The organism is Micromonospora sp. D93 (genome assembly GCF_018070365.1).
Taxonomy (GTDB): Bacteria; Actinomycetota; Actinomycetes; order Mycobacteriales; family Micromonosporaceae; genus Micromonospora; species Micromonospora ureilytica.
The window spans coordinates 1-18,675 of sequence record NZ_JAGPXW010000029.1 but is presented as its reverse complement, the minus strand read 5'-3'; the positions used below and the strand labels follow the sequence as shown (position 1 = coordinate 18,675).

The 18,675-nt window shown below is 71.0% G+C and carries 21 protein-coding genes and 1 tRNA gene; 11 read left to right on the top strand and 11 right to left on the bottom strand.

The window, feature by feature from the left end; translation table 11 throughout:
- Positions 1–169 precede the first annotated feature (169 nt).
- Entirely contained in the window at positions 170–949 is a 780-nt protein-coding gene (locus tag KBX71_RS26330) for a single-stranded DNA-binding protein (protein ID WP_210820504.1), read from the bottom strand.
- Positions 950–1,253: 304 nt separating this feature from the next.
- On the opposite strand from KBX71_RS26330, the gene KBX71_RS26325 reads away from it, so the two are divergent.
- A complete protein-coding gene (locus KBX71_RS26325; protein WP_210820503.1) occupies positions 1,254–1,673 on the top strand; it encodes an HPF/RaiA family ribosome-associated protein in 420 nt (139 codons plus the stop codon).
- Between the two features lie 150 nt (positions 1,674–1,823).
- Positions 1,824–2,924 (top strand): alpha/beta hydrolase, encoded by a 1,101-nt coding sequence (locus KBX71_RS26320; RefSeq protein WP_210820502.1) that lies wholly within the window; start codon positions 1,824–1,826, stop codon positions 2,922–2,924.
- Positions 2,925–2,943: 19 nt separating this feature from the next.
- Here KBX71_RS26320 and KBX71_RS26315 read toward each other — a convergent pair whose 3' ends face one another.
- Positions 2,944–3,639, bottom strand: a complete 696-nt coding sequence (locus KBX71_RS26315; RefSeq protein ID WP_210820501.1) for a hypothetical protein — start codon at positions 3,637–3,639, stop codon at positions 2,944–2,946.
- Positions 3,640–3,799: 160 nt separating this feature from the next.
- On the opposite strand from KBX71_RS26315, the gene KBX71_RS26310 reads away from it, so the two are divergent.
- Positions 3,800–3,872, top strand: a tRNA-Arg gene (locus tag KBX71_RS26310).
- Between the two features lie 140 nt (positions 3,873–4,012).
- Here the strand turns inward: KBX71_RS26310 and KBX71_RS26305 are convergent.
- Entirely contained in the window at positions 4,013–4,315 is a 303-nt protein-coding gene (locus tag KBX71_RS26305) for a MerR family transcriptional regulator (protein ID WP_210820500.1), read from the bottom strand.
- Between the two features lie 612 nt (positions 4,316–4,927).
- Here KBX71_RS26305 and KBX71_RS34875 point away from each other — a divergent pair.
- Positions 4,928–5,572, top strand: coding sequence for a DUF3592 domain-containing protein (locus KBX71_RS34875; RefSeq protein ID WP_374102643.1), 645 nt, complete (start codon positions 4,928–4,930; stop codon positions 5,570–5,572).
- A gap of 93 nt (positions 5,573–5,665) precedes the next feature.
- Here KBX71_RS34875 and KBX71_RS34650 read toward each other — a convergent pair whose 3' ends face one another.
- Positions 5,666–6,298, bottom strand: a complete 633-nt coding sequence (locus KBX71_RS34650) for an STAS domain-containing protein (protein ID WP_210820498.1) — start codon at positions 6,296–6,298, stop codon at positions 5,666–5,668.
- A 140-nt stretch (positions 6,299–6,438) separates the two neighbouring features.
- Here KBX71_RS34650 and KBX71_RS26290 point away from each other — a divergent pair, with 140 nt between their 5' ends.
- On the top strand, positions 6,439–6,762 hold the full coding sequence (locus KBX71_RS26290; protein ID WP_196929817.1) for a plasmid stabilization protein: 324 nt from the start codon (positions 6,439–6,441) through the stop codon (positions 6,760–6,762).
- A gap of 27 nt (positions 6,763–6,789) precedes the next feature.
- Here the strand turns inward: KBX71_RS26290 and KBX71_RS26285 are convergent, their stop codons facing one another.
- Complete coding sequence (locus KBX71_RS26285) at positions 6,790–7,776, bottom strand: hypothetical protein (RefSeq protein ID WP_210820497.1); 987 nt, start codon at positions 7,774–7,776, stop codon at positions 6,790–6,792.
- A 136-nt stretch (positions 7,777–7,912) separates the two neighbouring features.
- Between KBX71_RS26285 and KBX71_RS26280 the strand changes: the two genes are divergently transcribed.
- The 5 genes from KBX71_RS26280 to KBX71_RS26260 all read left to right on the top strand — a co-directional run bounded on the left by KBX71_RS26280 (position 7,913) and on the right by KBX71_RS26260 (position 12,284).
- Complete coding sequence (locus tag KBX71_RS26280; protein ID WP_210820496.1) at positions 7,913–8,308, top strand: VOC family protein; 396 nt, start codon at positions 7,913–7,915, stop codon at positions 8,306–8,308.
- Between the two features lie 118 nt (positions 8,309–8,426).
- The gene (locus KBX71_RS26275; protein ID WP_210820555.1) at positions 8,427–9,605 is read left to right on the top strand and encodes a sensor histidine kinase; all 1,179 of its coding nucleotides are present in this window, start codon (positions 8,427–8,429) and stop codon (positions 9,603–9,605) included.
- Complete coding sequence (locus tag KBX71_RS26270) at positions 9,595–10,803, top strand: hypothetical protein (protein ID WP_210820495.1); 1,209 nt, start codon at positions 9,595–9,597, stop codon at positions 10,801–10,803. Before KBX71_RS26275 ends, KBX71_RS26270 begins: the two co-directional genes overlap by 11 nt.
- Entirely contained in the window at positions 10,776–11,489 is a 714-nt protein-coding gene (locus KBX71_RS26265) for a response regulator transcription factor (protein WP_210820494.1), read from the top strand. Before KBX71_RS26270 ends, KBX71_RS26265 begins: the two co-directional genes overlap by 28 nt.
- 72 nt (positions 11,490–11,561) lie before the next feature.
- On the top strand, positions 11,562–12,284 hold the full coding sequence (locus KBX71_RS26260) for a hypothetical protein (protein ID WP_210820493.1): 723 nt from the start codon (positions 11,562–11,564) through the stop codon (positions 12,282–12,284).
- Between the two features lie 25 nt (positions 12,285–12,309).
- Here KBX71_RS26260 and KBX71_RS26255 read toward each other — a convergent pair whose 3' ends face one another.
- From KBX71_RS26255 to KBX71_RS26240, 4 genes are all read right to left on the bottom strand, one after another.
- Positions 12,310–13,062: a 1-acyl-sn-glycerol-3-phosphate acyltransferase gene (locus tag KBX71_RS26255; RefSeq protein ID WP_210820492.1), complete on the bottom strand. Its 753-nt coding sequence runs from the start codon at positions 13,060–13,062 to the stop codon at positions 12,310–12,312.
- A 96-nt stretch (positions 13,063–13,158) separates the two neighbouring features.
- The gene (locus tag KBX71_RS26250) at positions 13,159–15,219 is read right to left on the bottom strand and encodes an amylo-alpha-1,6-glucosidase (protein ID WP_210820491.1); all 2,061 of its coding nucleotides are present in this window, start codon (positions 15,217–15,219) and stop codon (positions 13,159–13,161) included.
- A complete protein-coding gene (locus KBX71_RS26245; RefSeq protein ID WP_124822132.1) occupies positions 15,219–15,590 on the bottom strand; it encodes an SCP2 sterol-binding domain-containing protein in 372 nt (123 codons plus the stop codon). The genes KBX71_RS26250 and KBX71_RS26245 overlap by 1 nt, the downstream gene beginning before the upstream one ends.
- A gap of 206 nt (positions 15,591–15,796) precedes the next feature.
- Positions 15,797–16,213, bottom strand: coding sequence for a CBS domain-containing protein (locus KBX71_RS26240; RefSeq protein ID WP_124822133.1), 417 nt, complete (start codon positions 16,211–16,213; stop codon positions 15,797–15,799).
- 187 nt (positions 16,214–16,400) lie between these two features.
- On the opposite strand from KBX71_RS26240, the gene KBX71_RS26235 reads away from it, so the two are divergent.
- Positions 16,401–16,982 (top strand): nucleotidyltransferase family protein, encoded by a 582-nt coding sequence (locus KBX71_RS26235; RefSeq protein WP_210820490.1) that lies wholly within the window; start codon positions 16,401–16,403, stop codon positions 16,980–16,982.
- A 15-nt stretch (positions 16,983–16,997) separates the two neighbouring features.
- Here KBX71_RS26235 and KBX71_RS26230 read toward each other — a convergent pair whose 3' ends face one another.
- Both KBX71_RS26230 and KBX71_RS26225 read right to left on the bottom strand, forming a co-directional pair.
- Positions 16,998–17,438: a PPOX class F420-dependent oxidoreductase gene (locus KBX71_RS26230; RefSeq protein ID WP_210820554.1), complete on the bottom strand. Its 441-nt coding sequence runs from the start codon at positions 17,436–17,438 to the stop codon at positions 16,998–17,000.
- 136 nt (positions 17,439–17,574) lie between these two features.
- Positions 17,575–18,600: an aspartate-semialdehyde dehydrogenase gene (locus KBX71_RS26225; protein ID WP_210820489.1), complete on the bottom strand. Its 1,026-nt coding sequence runs from the start codon at positions 18,598–18,600 to the stop codon at positions 17,575–17,577.
- Positions 18,601–18,675: the final 75 nt, after the last annotated feature.

Here is an 18,675-nt window from a genome sequence, read left to right as displayed (position 1 = left end):
CCGGCCAGCCTAGACGAGCACCCCGTGAACCAGCCCAACCCACGGTCCCGCACCGGCAACGAGAACCGCCGGAGCGAACAGGCGGGCCAGCCCTCCGACGCCCGTCACGCGGGGTGACGACGCTTGTCACGCCGCCACCCCGCCCCCGTCGTGCCGCACGACCGATCGGTCAGGCTGGCTGCGGGATCCGGCCCCGGCCACGCCGCCCTCGACCGGGTTGCGCCGGCTCCGGCTGCCCCTCGTCGGGCACCGGCTCCAACTCGATGTCCAGGTCAGCGTCGGCGTTGTCGTCGTCCGCCTCGGGCGGAGGGGCCAACTCGTCGTCGAGGCCCGAGGAGACCCCACCGCCCGGGGAGGTTCCCCCACTCAGGGGGACCCCGTCGCTCGGGGAGCTGTCGTCGTCCGACGGGAGGTTGCCGAACGGGCTGGTTCGCAGCTCGGCGTAGTCGGGCAGCTCGAAGTCGTCGTCCAGCGGACGGTCGTCGGGCAGCACGGGCGCCTGCCCAGCGGGCACCGGCTCGGTGGGCTCACCGTGCACCCGGCTTTCGGCCTCCGCGTCCTCCACGGTGCTGGTTGTCATGCTCGGCCGGTTGCGCAGGAACCGGGCTCGGCCCCGGGACAGGTCGTGGCCGACGGCGACAGCCTCCAACTCGTAGAGCGTGCGGTGGTTACCGGCGTCGTCGGTCCAGTCGCGGGTGTAGAGCCGTCCGCAGACCACCACCGGGTCGCCGATCATGACGGAGGCCGCCACTCCCTCGGCGAGCTTGCGCCAGCAGTTGACGCGGACGCGGAGCGAATTTCCGTCAACCCACCGGCCGCTGTCCCGATCGAGTCGGCGGGCGGTGGAGGCGACCTTGAAGTTGGCCACCAAGGTGTTGCTCTGGGTCGTACGTCGCCATTCTGGCGTGGTCAGCACATTGCCGACGATTGTCACGTAAGTGTCGAACATCGTCCCTCCAGGGGGATCGGGGCCTGCCAGCGCGAGTCGACTCGACACCGAGCATCGACACTGGGGGCACCCATCGCCAGCGCCCAACCCGTACCTGTGGATGACGAACCCACCTGTGGACAACGCCCTGATCACGCCCCGATGTGGTACGCCCGACCCGGCCGGCGCGCCGTCCACGGTTTTCCAGGCCGCCCGAACTGGGTAAGGACTTGATCAACGCACCACCGACAGCTCCACGTCGACGAGAGGTCAGCGCCATGACGATCACTACCATCGGCTCCGCGAACGCTTCCGAGGCGCGGCGATGAGCGCCGTGGCGAACCCGGCCACCGTGGCTGAGTGCCTGCGGGTGGGCGCCGGGTTCTCGCAGGGCGACCGCAACTGGATCGCCGAGCAGTTCGCCACCCTCGACGCCCGGCTCGCCAGCTTCCACGCGGACGCCACCGAGCTGGAGGTGTCGGTCAAGGACCGGGAGGCGCGCGGGCAGAAGGTCACCCTGGAGTGCTGGATCGCCGGCCGGCAGAAGATCGTCACCACCTCCGCGGAGGAGGACCTGCACGCCGCCCTGAACGACGTCCGTGACGACCTGCGGCGTCGGCTCAACGACGCCAAGACCCGCCAGGAGCCCCGGCACAACAAGCACCTTCGCGACGTCCCCCAGCCGCAGGCCGAGGTCGACGAGTCCGAGACCACGGCCCCCCGCGCCGACGCGGAAACTGCCTGACCCACGCCCCACCCCCGCGATCTTGCACTTTCGGATGCCGAACAGCGGCTATCGCCCCTTATGTCGGGGCAGAAAGCGCAAGATCGCGGGGGCGCACATCGGCGAGGCTCGGGCTACCGCTGGGTAGGGAGGGGGCGTAGCGTCGCGTTCGTGGAACCGGACGTGTTGGGGCCGCCCTACGAGCGGCAGACGATCGACCTGGGCACCGACGACGAAGGCCCCGTTGTCGCGACACTGGTCCGGCGGCGGGCCGAGCGCCCCACCGGGCGGGCCGTGCTCTACGTACACGGCTTCGTCGACTACTTCTTCCAGACGCACCTGGCCGACTTCTTCGCCGAGCGAGGCTGGGACTTCTACGCGCTCGACCTGCGCAAGTACGGTCGCAGTCTGCTCCCGTCCCAGACCCCGAACTTCTGCCGCGACATCAGCGACTACTTCCCCGAGCTGGACGCCGCCGCCGAGATCATCCGCAAGGACGACGGGCACGACACCCTGCTGGCGATGGGCCACTCCACCGGCGGCCTGATCATCTCGCTCTGGGCGGACGCCCGCCGCGACACCGGCACCATCGACGGCCTGGTGCTCAACAGCCCCTTCTTCGACCTGAACGCCCCCTGGGCGGTCCGTCGACCCCTCGCGGCCGCCGTGTCCCGGCTGGGCCGCAGGGCGCCGCACCGCATCCTCCCGTTCGGGCTGGGCACGGTGTACGGCGAGAGCATCCACTCCGACCACCGCGGCGAGTGGACCTACGACCTGGCGTGGAAGCCGCTGGCCGGGTTCCCGGTCCGGGCCGGCTGGCTGAACGCGATCCGCACCGGGCAACGCCGGCTCCGCGCCGGGCTGGACATCCAGGTGCCGGTGCTGCTGGCCTGCTCGACCCGCTCCTTCCGGGGCACCAAGTGGCACGACAACGCGACCCTGGCCGACGCCGTACTGGACGTCGAACACATGGTTCGCTACGCGCCCCGCCTCGGCCGCCACGTGACCCTGGCCCGCTTCGACGGCGGGCTGCACGACCTCACGCTCTCCGGCCCCGCCGTACGGAAGAAGGTCTTCGACGAGGTGGGCCGCTGGGCCGAGGCGTTCCTCGCCGCCGGCCCCACCGCCCCGGCCGACGCCACACCGACCGACGCCGCACGCTCAGACGCGTCCCCAGCGGATGCCGCACCGACCGACGCCGGCCGAGCTGACGCCGCACAGACCAACGCGCTGACGGCCGACGCGGCAGGGGCGGCGACGCCCGGCCACTGACCGGGCCGGACAGCGCGGCTCAGACGTCGCCGGGCGTCGCCGGGAGGACGGCACGGATCCGGTCGAAGGTCGCCACCGGATGCCCGCCGGCGCCGGGCAGGACCAGGCCCAGGCAGTACGGGGAAACCTCACCGCTGGGCGCAGCCTGGACGATGAAGACCGGCGCGCCGACGTACCCCGGCGGCAGCTCCGTGGTGATCAACACGGCGTCCCCGTCGCGGACCACCCGCTCGATCGCGACCTCCAGCGGACGCGACAGGTCGTCGCGTACCCCGTGAGCCAGCACGAAAGCGGAACCGGCGTCGGCGCCGAGGCGGGCGACCACCTCGGGCCCGGCGGCGATCCCCGCCGGCACCGGCTGGACGCGCCACCGCCAGCCGCCGTCACCGGCATAGCGGTGCAGGCCAGCGGTCGGCAACACCGCGACCCCGTCGCCCGGGAAGCGGGCCCAACCGGGCACGATCTCGGTCTCGGAGATGACGGCCGGGGCCACTCCCGCCGGCTCGGTGACGCTCGACCGCAGGCCCAACTCACCCCCGGAACCGCCCACCAGGTCGGCGGCCGTCAGCAGCGACTCCCCCACCGGGTCGTCGCCGCCCTGAAAGAAGAAGGCGGTGCCGAAGGCGCCCGATGACCGGTACGGCAGGATGGCGCGACCAACGACCTGACACAGCTCGTAGGCGACGTCGCTCTCGGCGTCGGAATCCAGCAACACCAGCCAAAGGTACGGTCCGACGCCAGGCCGGTCCGCGGTAACCCGGATGCCCGCCACGAGGTCGACGTGAGAGTCTGCTCGGCAACGTGGACGCGGGCACCCTTTTCGCCGTCGGGCAGTGGGACGGCGGTACCCTCTGGGCGCGACATCCACGCCACACGCGCCCGTAGCTCAGCGGATAGAGCAGGGGACTTCTAATCCCAAGGCCGCAGGTTCGAATCCTGCCGGGCGCACCCATCACACCGCAGGTCAGTGGCTTTCCGCGCCCTAACCGAGCCCCGCATACAGAAGACAGACGGCCCCTGCCCGGACAGGCAGGGACCGTGCGGCGCATGGCGTCACCTTCGGGGCGGGCCCGGTGCGGATGGCGTGCTCAGCCCTGCTGGTAGCGCTCGTTGCGCCGAATGGCTTCTTCGAGTTGGTCTTCAAGAATGATGATTCGGCAGGCCGAGGCCAGGTCGGTGCCCTGGTCGCACATCTCTCGGGCGCGCGAGGCGAGGCGTAGTTGGTAGCGGGAGTAGCGGCGGTGCCCGCCACTGGAGCGCTGCGGGTCGATCAGTTTCGCGTCACCGAGCCGGCGGAGGAAGTCCTGCGAGCAGCCGATGATCTCGGCGGCGCGGCCCATCGTGTAGGCGGGGTAGTCCTCATCGTCGAGCATGTCGCCGGGTTGAGCCATGGAACCTCCATCACGAGGGCCCCGGTGCTCGGAAGCACCGGGGCCCAAGGGTTGTGGGTCAGGAACACCATCTACCGACAGAACGTCGGCTTGTCTTGTCCGCACCAGCCGTCACTGACGGCTTCGGGTGCGAGGATCGCATATGCGTGACCGGAGACCACCTCTCGTTCGATGGATACTGCGGTGTCCGCGACCAGACCGTGAATGCGGCTGACTGCGGGCGATCCAACGGTGTAAAGCCCTCCCTTGCCTCTGATTTCCTCTGTCGTACTCCGTGCTGTCCGTCGGTGTCCGAGCCCACGCGACTTCTTGGCCCTGACACGTACGACGAACCCTTCTCACCTCGGGTGAAGCCCTGAACCAGCGTCGGCCTCACCCGCTGTCACACCACTACCTAACTACGGCAAAATTCTGCCGCCGAACCGAGCTGGGCCTATCGATTCCCTGGCCCCACTCCTTCGCCCTCGTGCGGGGCGGCAACGTCAGCGTCTTTGTTTGCTCTGTTCTCGACCACAGGAACGTTAGCCGGCATCCGCAAGGATGTCTAGCGCTTCGCACATAGATTTTCTCCGAGCACGTGGGTAGTCCTAGGGCTTCGCGCAGCCAACTACCGTGGGCCGGAACATCCCGAGGGGACGTACGGGAGGCGTGGTGGTCAAGCGGTACCGACGGCGCTCGCGAACGACGGGACCATGGACCACCGGGCAGTCGACTGAGCTGGTTGACCCGACACCCCGGAGCCGATGGCGCCCCGGCTACTGGCTCCGGCAACCGACCCTCGGCGTCGCTGTCGGGGCACTGCTCGTATTCGTCCTCGTAACCTGCGGCCTCGGCAACCTGCGCCACCGCAACGACATGGCGGAACGGGGCGAGCGGGCGGTCGGGACAGTGCGCGAGGTACACGGCCGAAGGTGGTGGGTGTCGGTCAGCTTCACCACCCGAAGCGGTGAGCAGGTCAACACCTGGATCAACTACTCACCCTGGGACGAGCCGAGCGTTGGTGAAGAGGTCGACGTGACCTACGACCGGGTGGACCCGATCGAGAGTGCCTACCTGTCGGGCGACGAACCGGGCGTGCTCTTCCCGACCCTTCTCCTCGCTGGCAGCGCGGCGCTGGCACTGGCGTACGCGTGGTGGCTGCGGCGCAACTGGCGCCGGCTGCGAGGCGACGCGGAGTCGTGGCGCAACCGCCAGCCCGTGCCTCGACTCGGCGAGCGGCGTCAGCCGACCCGCGCGCGTGGCCGCTCAGCCCCGTAGTACCAAGCGCTCCCCGCGCCGGCCGTGGCGTAGCGGATGACCGCTTGCCGGGCCTGGCCGACCAGTGGTCACACATCGAGGAGCTGTCCCGGATCAGCCGAGCCGCGCGTTTGGGCCGGCGGTCTGTTCGGGACTGAGGAGCAGCCGCTCCACCCCGGTGATCCGCAGCACCCGCTGGGTGATTCCCTCGGCGCCTCGGATCGAGAAGCGGGAGCCGACCCGCTCTGCCTGGTCGCGCGCCAGCAGAAGTACGTACACACCCGCGGCGCTGAAGAAGCCGACGCCGGTCAGGTCGCAGCAGACTTCCGGATGGCTGTCGATCGCATTCATCAGGGCCGTCGCCAGGCGTGGCGCGGTGTCCATGTCGACGTACCCCACCGGGGCGACAACCATCCGGTCGGCCGAGATGGTCGCGGACAGGTTCGTGGGCTCGGTGTAGCGGGTCACCTGGAACGACGGCCCGGCGCCGTCCACGTCGAGACGGCCATCCCGCTGGCTGTCGACGAGCGCCGCCTGTGTGACCTGCCCGAGGCTGACGGCAGCCGAGGAACGGTCGAGGTGGGTCTGGAACAACCAGGAAGGTTCGGTCATGGGGGCACACGCCTCCTGTCGAAATCCGTAACAGGATTGGCGCATGGCTTGACCGACTTCGACGATAATCGGCTGGGCGGTCGGCCGCCAGTCGGCGCGTCCGCCCTTGGCCAAGCCGCCGCTGCGGTGGTGCACGCACTTGTTTGACCCGGCGGGCGGTGGGGCATCTGCTCGAACAGCGTGAACACCACGCCCCGGCTCGGGACGCGCCGATGGCAGATCAGAAGCGCGGAGCCGGGTTTCGGCCGCACCGACAGCGGAGGTGGGAGGCACCGATGCCAGCAGGATCAAGCCCGAAGAGAGAACGACAGTACGAGCACATCAAGGAGAGCGCACAGCAGCGGGGCGCCTCCTCCGGCCGGGCGAAGGAGATCGCGGCCCGCACGGTCAACAAGGAACGGGCCCGCTCGGGTGAGTCCCGCACGGCGAGCCCGTCCTCCCGGAACGACGTGTCGTCCGGGCACCGTGGCGGTAAGCGCTCCCACAGCGGCGCCCAGGGTCGCACCAAGGAGCAGTTGTACAACGAGGCGAAGCAGCGCGGCATCAAGGGCCGTTCGTCGATGTCGAAGAGCGAGCTGGAACGGGCCCTGTCGAAGTAGCGACGGGGGTCCTGGCCCCGACACGGCTCAGACGGGCCCCAGCAGGGCGGCCAGCGCGTCGTCGCCCTGGCCGAGCTGCGCCCCACCCGTCGCTGGCGCGATCAGGAACCGTCGGCAGCCGTCGAGTTCGACGTACCGGTCGGGGCCTCCCCCGTCGAGCGGGCGTAGCACCGCGAAGCGGGACGCCGGGGTGGCACAGTCGACCACCGCCCGGCGGTTGGACAGCGCCCGGAGCACACCCGCCTGGCGCTCGGTTGGCAGCGGCCCGCCGTACACGAAGTCGCCCGCCGGTTTGTCGCCGTCCTGAAGCGACGCGGGCACCTGGTAGACGCAGAGGCGCAGAGGCACGGCGGCCGGCCGGGTGGCCGGCCCGACCGGCCCGGGGCGACCGTTCCGGGTCTCCACCGACACCATGTCCGTCCACTGCTGCGCGCATCCGGCGGTCTCGGCGGACGGGGATTCGAGCTGCCGGATGACACGGCTGTCCACAGTGGTCCACTGCGGCTCGGCCAACGCGGCGATCACCTCGGCGCGCGGCTTGCCGCAGGAGTCCGTCGGGATGTGGGGCCGCAGCCACCGCCCCCGGTCGTCCAGCAGGGCCAGCCATGGCGGGATGACCATCTCGAGAGTGCAGGCGACCTCCCCGCCGGTCTGCTCGCTGGGCAGGCGCAGCGCGGTGAGCAGCGGTGCTATCTGCTCGGCGCGTCGCTCGGTGGCGATCTGATCCTGGCCGCCGTTGCGGCCGGGCCGAAACTCCCGCCCACAGATCACGGCCGCGACCGGGGTGAACGTGGGGTCGATACGACCGATGATCGGCTCGTTCACGGCCGGCGGCGACGCCTCAATGATCATCTCGCCTGCCCGTGGCGCCTCCTTGGCGCAGGAGGTCCACCCATCGACGATCTGGGCCAGAGCGGGCTCACCGGTCCCCGGCGGCACGGTCTCCGTGCCACCGCAGCCACTCAGTGCCATGCCGAGCAGTGCCACCGCCAGTACCGTCCGGGACGAGCGCATCCGGCTCACCACCCTTCCACCCGAGGATGAGACGGGCGACGGGCGCGTCCGGTTCCGGCCGGCCGGAGGCGTGACGAGGGTGACCGCCGGGGACGTCACCGACTGGGCCCGGGGCGCCCGCCGGCAGAATGGCCGAATGGCACATCTGGGACTTGTCGCGCTGCTGGTCAGGGAGTACGACGAGGCGATCGACTTCTACGTCGGCGACCTCGGTTTCGAGCTGGTGGAGGACACCGCCCGACCGGACGGCTCACGCTGGGTGGTCGTCCGCCCGGCGGGGGCCCGGGAGACGGCCCTGCTGTTGGCAAGGCCGAGCAGCGCCGAGCAACGGGCCCGGGTGGGCGACCAGACCGGCGGCCGGGTCGGGCTGTTCCTGTACACGGAGGATTTCGCCCGGGATCACGCCCGAATGGTGGCGGCCGGGGTGCGTTTTCTGGAGGAGCCGCGGCACGAGGCGTACGGTTCGGTAGCGGTGTTCGTCGATCTCTACGGCAACAGGTGGGACCTTCTCCAACCCCGCAGCGCAGAGTGACACATTAGCGACACTCCGCACACTAAGGGTCATCCGATATCCCCCGACATGCTATTGTCCGATGTCGATCTACGCCGTGTGGACCCGGACCGGGTCGTTGTCGGAAGGACACTTCCCGATGCCGGCCGTTGCCACCCCAGCCGTGCCGCCGCCCACGTTGGACAATCCGGCCGGCGGGGCCCTGGGCCTCATCTTCACCACGTTGCCGGCGTTGCTGCGGCTGACCTGTGGGCTGTTCGGCGCGGCGGTGGCCGTGTCGGTGCAAACCCCGCCGGTCGAGCAGGCGGTGTTGGTACCCGCTGTGGCAGTGCTGACCGGCTGGTCCCTCTGGTACGCACACCGCGCGTTGCGCCACGGCATCAGCCCCGCCCTCGTCGCCGGTGACGTGGCGGTCACGGCACTGGCCTGCCTCCTCATCCCCGTGCTCGTGGCGCCCGAGGTGCTGCCCGGCGAGGGTAGCTGGATCGCCGTGCTGGCCAGCACCACGGTGATCAACGCACAGGCCACCGCCCCGGGTCGCTGGTCGATCCCGGCCGGGCTACTCGTGATCGCCACCTACGTGACCGGGGCGCAGGCGGCCGGCAACCCCACCGAGGCTCGGGCGCACGCGGCCACGCTGCTGGCGCAGACCGCCTGCACGGCGATGATGGCGGCGGTCATGCGTCGACGCATCGGCCGGGCGGACCGCGCCTTCGTCGAGCACCAGCGGCTGACCCGGCAGGCGTTGGTGGCACGCGCCGCCCGCGAGGCCGAACGCCAACAGAACCGCGACCTACACGACACCGTGCTCGGCACGCTGACCATGGTGGGGCTGGGCGCGGTGGCCGGTCCCACGACTGCCTTCCAAGACCGGTGCGCGGCCGACCTGCGTACCCTCGTCTCACTCACCGACGTCGGCCCGGTGGCCGGCGACGGCCCGGTGCCGCTCGACGGACGTCTGCGGTCGGTTGTCGGCCGGCTGCCCGAGCTTGCGGTAAAGCTGGACCTGGCGTCCTGCGCCGTCCCCGTGGGCGTCGCCGACGCGATCGGCGAGAGCGCCTACGCGGCACTGTCCAACGTGGTCCGTCATGCGCCGGGCGCCGCGGCCACCCTGCGGCTGGCACGGGACGCGATCGGCGTCGTGGTCGAGGTCGTCGACGACGGCCCCGGCTTCGACCTGGCCACCGTCCCACCGCACCGGTATGGGTTGCGCGAGTCGATCCACGGCCGGATGGCGACGGTCGGCGGGCGGGCCGACGTGCACTCGATGGTCGGCGCGGGCACCCGTATTCGACTGGAGTGGCCCGGTGTCGGCTGACCTGAACGCCCCGGCGCACTCCGCTGACGCCCCGGAGGCACCAGCCCGGCCGAGTGTTCCGACGCCTCGGGAGCCGGTCTCCGCCGCGGCGCTCGCCGCGCCGGCCGCCGTCGCGCACGCGTCCGACCGGGGTGCCCGGATCGCCGCCGTCGCCATCGCGTTGGCCTGGCACGTCGCGATCGCGCTGCCGGCGGTGCTGTCGGCCCGCGCGGAGTTCGCCGCTCCGGCGGTGGTGCTCGGCGCCTGGATACTTGTCGCCGTGGCCGGCGCGGTGGCCGGGGTACGGCTGCTGCAGGGCTCGCCGCTGCCGCCGTGGCCGCTGGCCGGGCTGCTGCTGGTCGTCGACGCGGCCGTCTTCGCCGCAGCCGGTGAGCGGCAGTTGTTCACCGCCGCCAACTGGGTGTGGGGCACGCTCGGCTGGTTCTTCGTGCTGGCGGTGTGGGGTCGACGTGTCGTGGGGCTGATCGCGCTCCTCAGCACGCACGCGTTGATCGCCCTGGTCGCCGTGCTCGGGCACGGCCCCGACCCGGCCGACGTGGCCCGCTACGTGATGTACGTCTATGGCACGTTCTCGCTGCCGGTGGCGGTCTTCGTGGGCAGCACTGTCATCGTCGGTCTGGCTCGGGAGCGGGCCGCCGTGTCGGCCGCCGGTCACGCGATGGCCGCGGAGCGGGATGCCGCCGAGCGTGGCCTCCAGGAACGCCGGGAACGGCTCGCCCTGGTCAGCACGGCGGCCGGGCGGGTCCTCGGAGACCTGGCCGCCGGCCAGGCCGACCCGGACGACCCGGAGGTGCAGCGCCGCTGCGTGCTGGCCGCGGCCCGGCTGCGCCGGCTGATCGCCGAGTCCGACGATGTGCCCGACCCGCTGTTGCACGAGTTGCGAGCCGCCGCCGACCTGGCGGAACGCAACGGCCTACCGATCGACCTGGTCACCATCGGCACCCCGCCGCCGCTGCCGGTGGAGGTCCGCCGCCGGCTGGCCGACCCGCTCACCGGCACCCTCGCCGACGCCCGGGGATGGGCGCGACTGACAGTGGTCTCCGGCCCGGACGAGGTGGTGGTCAGCCTCGTCACGCCGGACCGGGAGGGGCCGGAGGCGACCGGCCCACCACCCGGCGAGCACGAGGACGGGCCGGTGCAGCACCTCTACGAACGGGACGGGAACATCAGATGGGCGCAGACCCGGTGGCGGCGGTGATCGGCGATCGGTCGATCGGGGTGGCGATCGTCGATGATCACCCGGTGGTGGTCGAGGGGGTCCGCGCCTGGCTCGCCACCGAGCCGCGCCTGACGGTGCTCGCCACCGGCGACGACCCGGACGAGGTGCTGCGGGCGGCGCCGAACGCCGACGTCATCCTGCTCGACCTGCGGCTGCACGGGCGGATGGCGTTGGACAAGTTGGCCGAGCTGAGCGCCGCCGGGCGGCGGGTGGTGGTCTACTCCGAACACACCGACCCGCAGACGATGCTCGCCGCGCTGGATGCCGGGGCAGTGGCGTTCCTGGCCAAGCACGAGGGCCGCGAGCACTGCGTGGAGACCGTGCTGGCCGCCGCGAGCGACCGCCCGTACGTGCCGCCGGCACTGGCCGGTGCGATGGTCGGCGACCCACGGCCGGACCGGCCGATGCTGTCCGACAAGGAGCGTGAGGCGCTGCTGCTCTGGTTCCAGTCGATGTCCAAGGCGTCGGTGGCTCGGCGGATGCAGATCAGCGAGCACACGGTGAAGCAGTACGTTGACCGTGCGCGGATCAAATACACCCGGGCGGGGCGACCAGCCGCCACAAAGGCGGCGTTACTCGCCCGCGCGATCGAGGACGGTCTCGTCCGCCCGGAGGAGATCGGCATCTACCGGTCACAGGCGACACACGACCGGACGACCCCCTAACAGGCGTCATGACAGGGGCGCTCCGGTCCGCCAGGCTTCAGTACACAGCCAGCTGACCGGAAGGTCGTGACGATGCACGCCGACACGTCCCCCTTCTTCATCGGTCCCCACCGGTTCGACGCCCCGGACGACGATGTGGGCCCGACCCTGGACCGCCGCTACGACCTACGACCGAGGCCCGGTGAGCGGGTGCTCGGACGACACCGGCTGCTGGTCGCGGGCTACCTGCTCGGGCCGAGCGAGATGCGCTGCCGTTGGCAGCTGCCCGAGCCGGTCGCGGTCACCGTCACCGATCAGCGAATCTGCTGGGTGGGCAGTGGCTCGCAGCTGTCGCTTGTCGCCGACAGCACGCGCCGGGGCCGGCCGCCCGCCCGGCTCAACGGTCTGATGACTGGCCAGATCCGCTGGCAGTGGCCATCCCGATTGGAGCTGCCGGCGACCGAGCAGGACACACCCGCGCAGCTGCTGATCGTCTGCGACGCGCTGCGCACCATTCAGCAGCCGGCGTTGGCCTTCAGCGGAGCGGCCGCCGAGGTCGTGGCGCTGGGCCGGCAGGTCCGCCGGGCGGTGGCCATGTTCCGGCTCACCCGTCCACAACTCGTCGACCTCTCGGCCCAGGAGCGCGACGTGCTGCTGCTGCGGGCCGGCCCGGGTCTGCTCGCCGGCGACACCCGGATCACGCTGCCCGGCTCGTTGCCTGTGGAGTTCTTCTCCCGGGACGACTACTACCGCTCAAGACCGGAACCGACCTTCTGGGGCGGGTTCACCGGCGGCGCGGCATCCGGGCATCGGTGAAGCCGACCGCCCGCGCCCCAGGGCGTCAGGCGCTGGGGGTGCGCTGCTCGGCGTCGGCGTCCAGGGCGGCGGCCTCCTCCGGCGTGGGCGCGCTGCCGCCCAGGTACGCGGGCTGCCACCAGGTGTCGTCCGGGCCGGCGGGAGTGTCCGGATAATCCCGCTGCGCCCGCTCGACGAGGGCGCTGAGCCGGGTGGTCAGCTCGGCGGCCAGCACGTTCGGGTCAGGGAAGTCCGCCGGGTTGATCGGCTCGCCGATCAGGATGGTGATCGGCGTGTGCCGGCGGGTCAGGGTGCGCGGGCGGCCCTTGGTCCAGAGGCGCTGGGTGCCCCACAGAGCGACAGGCAGCACCGGCACCTTCGCCGAACGGGCCATCCGGACCGTGCCGCTCTTCAACTCCTTGACGGTGAACGACCGGCTGATCGTCGCCTCCGGAAAGACGCCGACGACCTCGCCCTGCTTGAGCGCACCCACGGCGGCGCGGAACGAGGCCGCGCCGGCCTGCCGGTCCACCGGAATGTGCCGCATGCCGCGCATCAGCGGGCCGGAGATCTTGTGCGTGAAGACCGAATCCTTGGCCATGAACCGAACCATCCGACCCGACGCGTTCGCACCCAGACCGGCGAAGATGAAGTCGAGGTAGCTGACGTGGTTGCTGGCCAGCACCGCCCCGCCCGTGCGGGGCACGTGGTGGGCGCCCTCGATGGTGATCTTCAGGTCGAGGACCCGGAACAGCGTCTTGGCGGCGGCGATAACGGGCGGGTACACGAGCTCCGGCATTCGCAGAATCTACCCTGACCGGCTGGAGATCGGCTTGGGTGGCGAACCGGCGGCGGCGCGGGCGGCGCGCCGCCGCCGGTTCGGTGCTGGCATCCGTCAGTCGGTGAGGTTGTCCAGGTCCAGTCGACCCCTGGCGAACGCGTCCACGCGGCCCCAGCGACCCGGGATGTCCAGCACCTCGATGCGGCCCATCCCCACCGGCAACCGTGGCTCGACCGCCAGGTGACCCTCGTGGGGCTCCAGACCGAGCATGGTGCGCAGCAGCAACAGCGGCGCACCCGTCGACCAGGCCTGCGGGCTGCACGCCGTCGGGTACTCCACCGGGAACTTGGTCAGCTCCCGCGGGTAGCCGCCGAACGCCTCCGGCAACCGGCCGTTGAAGTACGTGGCCGCGTCCAGGATGCCGTTGGCGATGGTCGCGGCCTCCTCGGCGAAGCCGTAGCGGCGCAACCCCCAGGCGATGAACGAGTTGTCGAACGGCCAGATCGTCCCGTTGTGGTAGCCGATGGGGTTGTACCGTGCCTCCCCCTCGGCGAGGGTGCGCACTCCCCAGCCGGAGAAGAGCCGCGGCCCGACCAGGTGCGCGGCGAGCTTCTCCGCCCGCTTGGGTTCGACGATCCCGCTCCACAGCAGGTGGCCGATGTTGGAGCTGAGGATGTCGCACTGGCGGCCGTTCGGGTCCAGGGCCAGGGCGAAGTACTCACCGTCGTCCACCCACCAGTCCCGGTTGAACCGCTCCTTCAGCTCCGCCGCCTCCCGCTCCAACTGGTCGGCGAACCCCGGGTCACCCCAGAACTCGCGCGCCATCCGGGCCGCGCGGACCTTCGCGTCGTACGCGTACCCCTGCACCTCGCAGGTGGCCCGTGGGAACGGTGGCAGCGTGCCGTCCGAGTAGGAGATCGAGTCCCAGGAGTCCTTCCAGCACTGGTTCTCCAGGCCGGTCTCGGTGTTGCGTCGCTCGTACCAGATGTAGCCGTTGCCGACCAGGTCGGCGTAGTTGTCGATCCACCTCAGCGCGGCCCGGGACTCCTGCTCCAACTCCTTGACCAGCGCGACGTCCCCGCTCCACCGCTCGTACTCGTCGAGCAGCACGATGAACAGCGGCGTCGCGTCCACCGAGCCGTAGTACGGCGAGTGGGGTTGCTCCTCGAAGGCCGCGGTCTCGCCGTAGCGCATCTCGTGCAGGATCCGCCCCGGGTCCTCGTCCCGGAAGTCGTCGAACCGGCTGCCCTGCAGCGACGCCAGGATGCGCAGCGTCGTCTTCGACAACTGCGGTGTGAACGGCAGTGTCTGCAGGCAGGTGAGGATGCTGTCCCTGCCGAACATGGTCATGAACCAGGGCAGACCGGCGGCCGGCAGGGTGGCGCCGCCCAGTGACAGCGGCGAGAAGCGCAGCGCCGCCAGGTCGATCAGGCTGCGCCGGTACGTGCTGGCCACCCGGCCGTGCTCACTGTTGACCTTGGGTGCGTCGGCGATCCACCTCTCCAGGTCGTGTTGGAGAGCGAGCCGCTCGGTGCCGTGCGTGCGCAGCCCGAAACGCAGGTCCCGGCCGCCGGGCCCGACCGCGCGGGTCTGCACGTCGATCGAGGCTTCCCACTGCTCGTTGGGCTCCAGGTGGACTGTGTACGCGAAGCCCTTGCTGTCGTACCGGGCCGACATCGACGACGAGATCACCGTCTCCCGCCGGAAGTTCCCCCGCCGGTACCCCAGCCGCAGCTGGTCCGACTCCACCTCGGTGTAGATCTCGCCCTTCTTGTTCAGGATCTCGTCCTTGACCTGGAACAGGTCGGCGAAGTCCGACGCCGCGTCCATCCGGACTTCCAGGTCGACCGGCTTCTCGTCGTGGTTGAGGATGGTCAGCTGCTCACAGAAGCTGCCGCCCACCGCGCGCTCCCGGATGATCGACAGCTTCGCGTCCACGTAGTGCGTGGCCATCCCCGGGACCAGGAAGAATCGCGACTCGAAGTACTGCAGGTCGTCGAAGGAGAGCGAGTTGAGTCGCTCACCGTTGACGGTCAGCACCCAGGTCGACAGGAACCGGGTGTCGATGGAGAAGAGCCCGGTCGGCTCATTCGGCGTCGCCTCGATGTCACCGGTGTCCTCGCAGACGACGAACGTGTTGCCGTCCAGGATCCGGACCGTATTGCTCTGCCCCATCAGTGCACCTCCCCGGCGAAACGCCGACGCGGCCCACGGGCGTCCGGGGAACCCGGGAAGATCCGCTCCACCTGTACGACGAGACGAGCGTCGCCCGACACCGTCATGTCCCCCCGCAACAGGGCGGCCAGGCCGTGCTCGCGCCCCGAGGCGATGTCGTCGAAGAGGACCGGGCTCGCGCCGATCACCGTGTCGGCCTCCCGGTCCTCCTGGCTGACGTTCAGCCGGCCGTGATCGATCCTCAGCAGCCAGTGCCGGGTCTGCGCCCCCTCGTGCAGGTCGATCCGCAGCGTCCCGGAGGTCTTGGCCAGCAAGGGTTCGTACCCCCGCCGGTCCAGGTCCTCGAAGAACCTCGTGGTCGCGTCCACCATCGGGTCCACTCCTCCCAGTTGCCGGGCCGGGGATCCCACCCACCGCGCTCGCGTCGCGCGGACGGCCGGCGTTGCACGTCCCCGCACGGGTCCCCGCCGGTCCCCCGGTCAACCTCGCCCACATCGGGTGAGCGCCGAAAAGGGCCCCGGACGCCACAGCGCCGGCCCTCCCCAGGGGGAGGGCCGGCGCGTGCCGCGGCGGACGGTCAGTTGTTCGGGTCGTCGGCGCTGATGTCGGCCAGGACCGACTGTGGTTCGCGCTCGACCGCGAGGTCACCCATCGAAATCAGCCCGATCAGGCGGCCGTCGTCGATCACCGGGAGCCGGCGTACGGCGTACGTCCGCATCAGGTCCGCAGCGGCCACGGCATCGTCGTACTGACTCACCGTGATCACGTCGCGAGTGGTGATCTGGTTCAACCGGGTCGAGCCCGGGTCCATGTTCTCCGCGACACCTCGGACCGTGATGTCCCGGTCCGTGACGATGCCGACCACACTGTCGCCGTCGGTCACCACCACATCGCCAATCGCACTGTCACGCATCTCCTGCGCGGCTGCGATGAGCGTGTCATTGCCGTCCATCGTCACCAACCGGGTCGTCATGAACTCTCCGACCGTTGTCATGGTGCTCCCCTCTCGGCGTCGGCACGGACCGTCTACCCGCCGCCCGGGAAGGGGTAACGCCGACGGCGGCTGCCTATCCGGGCGGATGCCGCAGGCGTCGTAGCTCGTACAGCCCACTGCTGGCGACGGGCGGCACACCCGGCGCCACGGGCAGCGGGCTGCGGCTCCGCTGCCTACCGTGGGGCGGATGACGACGGGCGAGAAGGAGCTGCGGGAACTGGTCGCCGGCAGCGGTTGGCTGACCCGGGCGCTGACCGTGGTGCGTGACTCCGGGCTGCCGGACGCCTGGATCGGCGCGGGGGCCCTGCGCGACCTGGTCTGGGGCGAGCGGTACGGCGACGGGTTCGACCCGGCGCAAATTCGGGATGTGGACGTGGTCTTCTTCGACCCGGCGAGGCTGACCTCCGTCGACGACGACCGGGCCACCGCCCGACTGACGGAGATGTGGCCGCAGCCGCCGTGGCAGGCACGCAACCAGGCGGCGGTGCACACCTGGTACGCGGCCAAGTTCGGTGGTGACCCGATCGAGCCGTACCGCAGCGTGGCCGAGGCGGTCGCCACCTGGCCGGAGTACGCGACAGCGGTGGCCGTCAGCCTGGACTCGGCCGACCGGCTCAAGGTCTGCGCCCCGTACGGCCTGACAGATCTACTGGGCGGGGTGTGGCGGCACAACCCGGCCCGGGTGGACGTGGCCCGGTCCCGACAGCGGTTGGCCCGGCACCGGCCGGCGCAGCGTTGGCCGGGTGTGACAGTGATCGAGCCGGGCTGACCGCCTCCGGGCGGGTCAGCCCCGGGGCGGCATCCCGTACATCCGTTCCACGTGCAGGCGCAGCACGACTCGTCCCTCGTCGACCATCGCCCGGCGGTACTCGTCCCAGTCGGGGTGTTCGCCTCTCAGCCCCCGGTAGAGCGCCACCAACTCCTCCACCGTCTCGTCGCCGGGCTCTGCGGACGGCGGGGTCAGCTCGGCGCGACCCTCGACCACCGCGTACGCCCAGCCGTCCTCGCTGCTGACGTGGAAGCTGGCACGTGGGTCCCGGCGCAGGTTGGCGGTCTTGGCCCGACCGTCGGTGACCGAGACCCGGATCAGGCCCGCCTCCCGGTCGAAGGAGTAGACCACCGTGGAGAGCTGTGGCCGCCCGTCCCGCTTGATGGTGGCGAGCACGCCCATCGATCGGGCGGCCACCAGATCGGTCAACGCCTGCTGGGTGCGGTCATCCGGCATGGTGTCCTCCAGGTTGGACGATCGTCTCCGGCCCATCAAAGCACGACCTGCCGGCCGTCGCGGGCGACCACCCGGAACGGCACCGAGCCCCCGCCGACGGACGGCGAGGGCTCGGTGTCTTGGCGACCGCGACTGGTCACTGGCGTTCGGCGGCGACCAGCTCGGCGAGTTGCACCGCGTTCAGCGCGGCGCCCTTGCGCAGGTTGTCGTTGGAACAGAACAGGGCCAGCCCGTACTCCACGGTCTCGTCGGCGCGGATCCGGCCCACGTAGGTCGAGTCCTGGCCGGCGGCCTGCAACGGCGTCGGGACGTCGGTCAGTGCCACCCCGGGCGCGTCGGCCAACAGCTCGTGGGCGCGTTGCGGGGTGAGCGGTCGGGCGAACCGCGCGTTGATCTGCAGCGAGTGCCCGGTGAAGACCGGCACCCGGACGCAGGTGCCGGAGACCTTCAGGTCGGGGATCTCCAGGATCTTGCGGCTCTCGTTGCGGAGCTTCTGCTCCTCGTCGGTCTCGAACGAGCCGTCGTCGACTATCGAACCGGCCAGCGGAAGGACGTTGAAGGCGATCGGCTGGGTGAACGAGCGCGGCGCGGGGAACTCCACGGCCGAGCCGTCGAAGGCCAGCCCGGCGGCGTGCTCGGCCACCTTGCGGACCTGCTCGTCCAGCTCGGCGACGCCGGCCAGCCCGGCGCCGGAGACCGCCTGGTAGGTGGAGACGACCAGGCCGACCAGGCCAGCCTCGGCGTGCAGCGGACGCAGCACCGGCATCGCGGCCATCGTGGTGCAGTTGGGGTTGGCGATGATGCCCTTCGGGCGGTCCAGGGCGGCGTGCGGGTTGACCTCGGCGACCACCAGCGGCACCTGCGGGTCCATCCGGAACGCCGACGAGTTGTCGATCACCACGGCGCCGGCCTCGGCGACCCGGGGCGCCAACTCCAGGGCGGTGCCCTTACCGGCCGAGAAGAGCACGATGTCCAGCTCGGAATAGTCCGCGGTCGCGGCGTCCTCGACGGTCACCTCGCCCTCGCGCCACGGCAGCGCACGCCCGGCGGACCGCGCCGAGGCGAACAACCGCACCTGCTCCGCCGGGAACTCCCGTTCCGCCAGCACCTGCCGCATCACGCCACCGACCTGGCCGGTGGCCCCCACAATGCCGATCCTCATGCCCGGAGGCTACCGACCCCACCCCCAAAACCGGGACCCCTTTCCCACCCCCCGGGTCCCACCTCCCACCCCCAC

What these genes read in the sequence shown, in the direction of transcription:
- KBX71_RS26330 (WP_210820504.1), bottom strand. Translation starts at nt 949, where the DNA reads ATGTTCGACACTTACGTGACAATCGTCGGCAATGTGCTGACCACGCCA.
- KBX71_RS26255 (WP_210820492.1), bottom strand. Translation starts at nt 13,062, where the DNA reads ATGCCGGAGCTCGTGTACCCGCCCGTTATCGCCGCCGCCAAGACGCTG.
- KBX71_RS26250 (WP_210820491.1), bottom strand. Translation starts at nt 15,219, where the DNA reads ATGGGGCAGAGCAATACGGTCCGGATCCTGGACGGCAACACGTTCGTC.
- KBX71_RS26225 (WP_210820489.1), bottom strand. Translation starts at nt 18,600, where the DNA reads ATGAGGATCGGCATTGTGGGGGCCACCGGCCAGGTCGGTGGCGTGATG.
- KBX71_RS26325 (WP_210820503.1), top strand. Translation starts at nt 1,254, where the DNA reads ATGAGCGCCGTGGCGAACCCGGCCACCGTGGCTGAGTGCCTGCGGGTG.
- KBX71_RS26240 (WP_124822133.1), bottom strand. Translation starts at nt 16,213, where the DNA reads ATGACAACGGTCGGAGAGTTCATGACGACCCGGTTGGTGACGATGGAC.
- KBX71_RS26275 (WP_210820555.1), top strand. Translation starts at nt 8,427, where the DNA reads ATGCCGGCCGTTGCCACCCCAGCCGTGCCGCCGCCCACGTTGGACAAT.
- KBX71_RS26245 (WP_124822132.1), bottom strand. Translation starts at nt 15,590, where the DNA reads ATGGTGGACGCGACCACGAGGTTCTTCGAGGACCTGGACCGGCGGGGG.
- KBX71_RS26305 (WP_210820500.1), bottom strand. Translation starts at nt 4,315, where the DNA reads ATGGCTCAACCCGGCGACATGCTCGACGATGAGGACTACCCCGCCTAC.
- KBX71_RS26290 (WP_196929817.1), top strand. Translation starts at nt 6,439, where the DNA reads ATGCCAGCAGGATCAAGCCCGAAGAGAGAACGACAGTACGAGCACATC.
- KBX71_RS26265 (WP_210820494.1), top strand. Translation starts at nt 10,776, where the DNA reads ATGGGCGCAGACCCGGTGGCGGCGGTGATCGGCGATCGGTCGATCGGG.
- KBX71_RS26285 (WP_210820497.1), bottom strand. Translation starts at nt 7,776, where the DNA reads ATGCGCTCGTCCCGGACGGTACTGGCGGTGGCACTGCTCGGCATGGCA.
- KBX71_RS26235 (WP_210820490.1), top strand. Translation starts at nt 16,401, where the DNA reads ATGACGACGGGCGAGAAGGAGCTGCGGGAACTGGTCGCCGGCAGCGGT.
- KBX71_RS26230 (WP_210820554.1), bottom strand. Translation starts at nt 17,438, where the DNA reads ATGCCGGATGACCGCACCCAGCAGGCGTTGACCGATCTGGTGGCCGCC.
- KBX71_RS26260 (WP_210820493.1), top strand. Translation starts at nt 11,562, where the DNA reads ATGCACGCCGACACGTCCCCCTTCTTCATCGGTCCCCACCGGTTCGAC.
- KBX71_RS26280 (WP_210820496.1), top strand. Translation starts at nt 7,913, where the DNA reads ATGGCACATCTGGGACTTGTCGCGCTGCTGGTCAGGGAGTACGACGAG.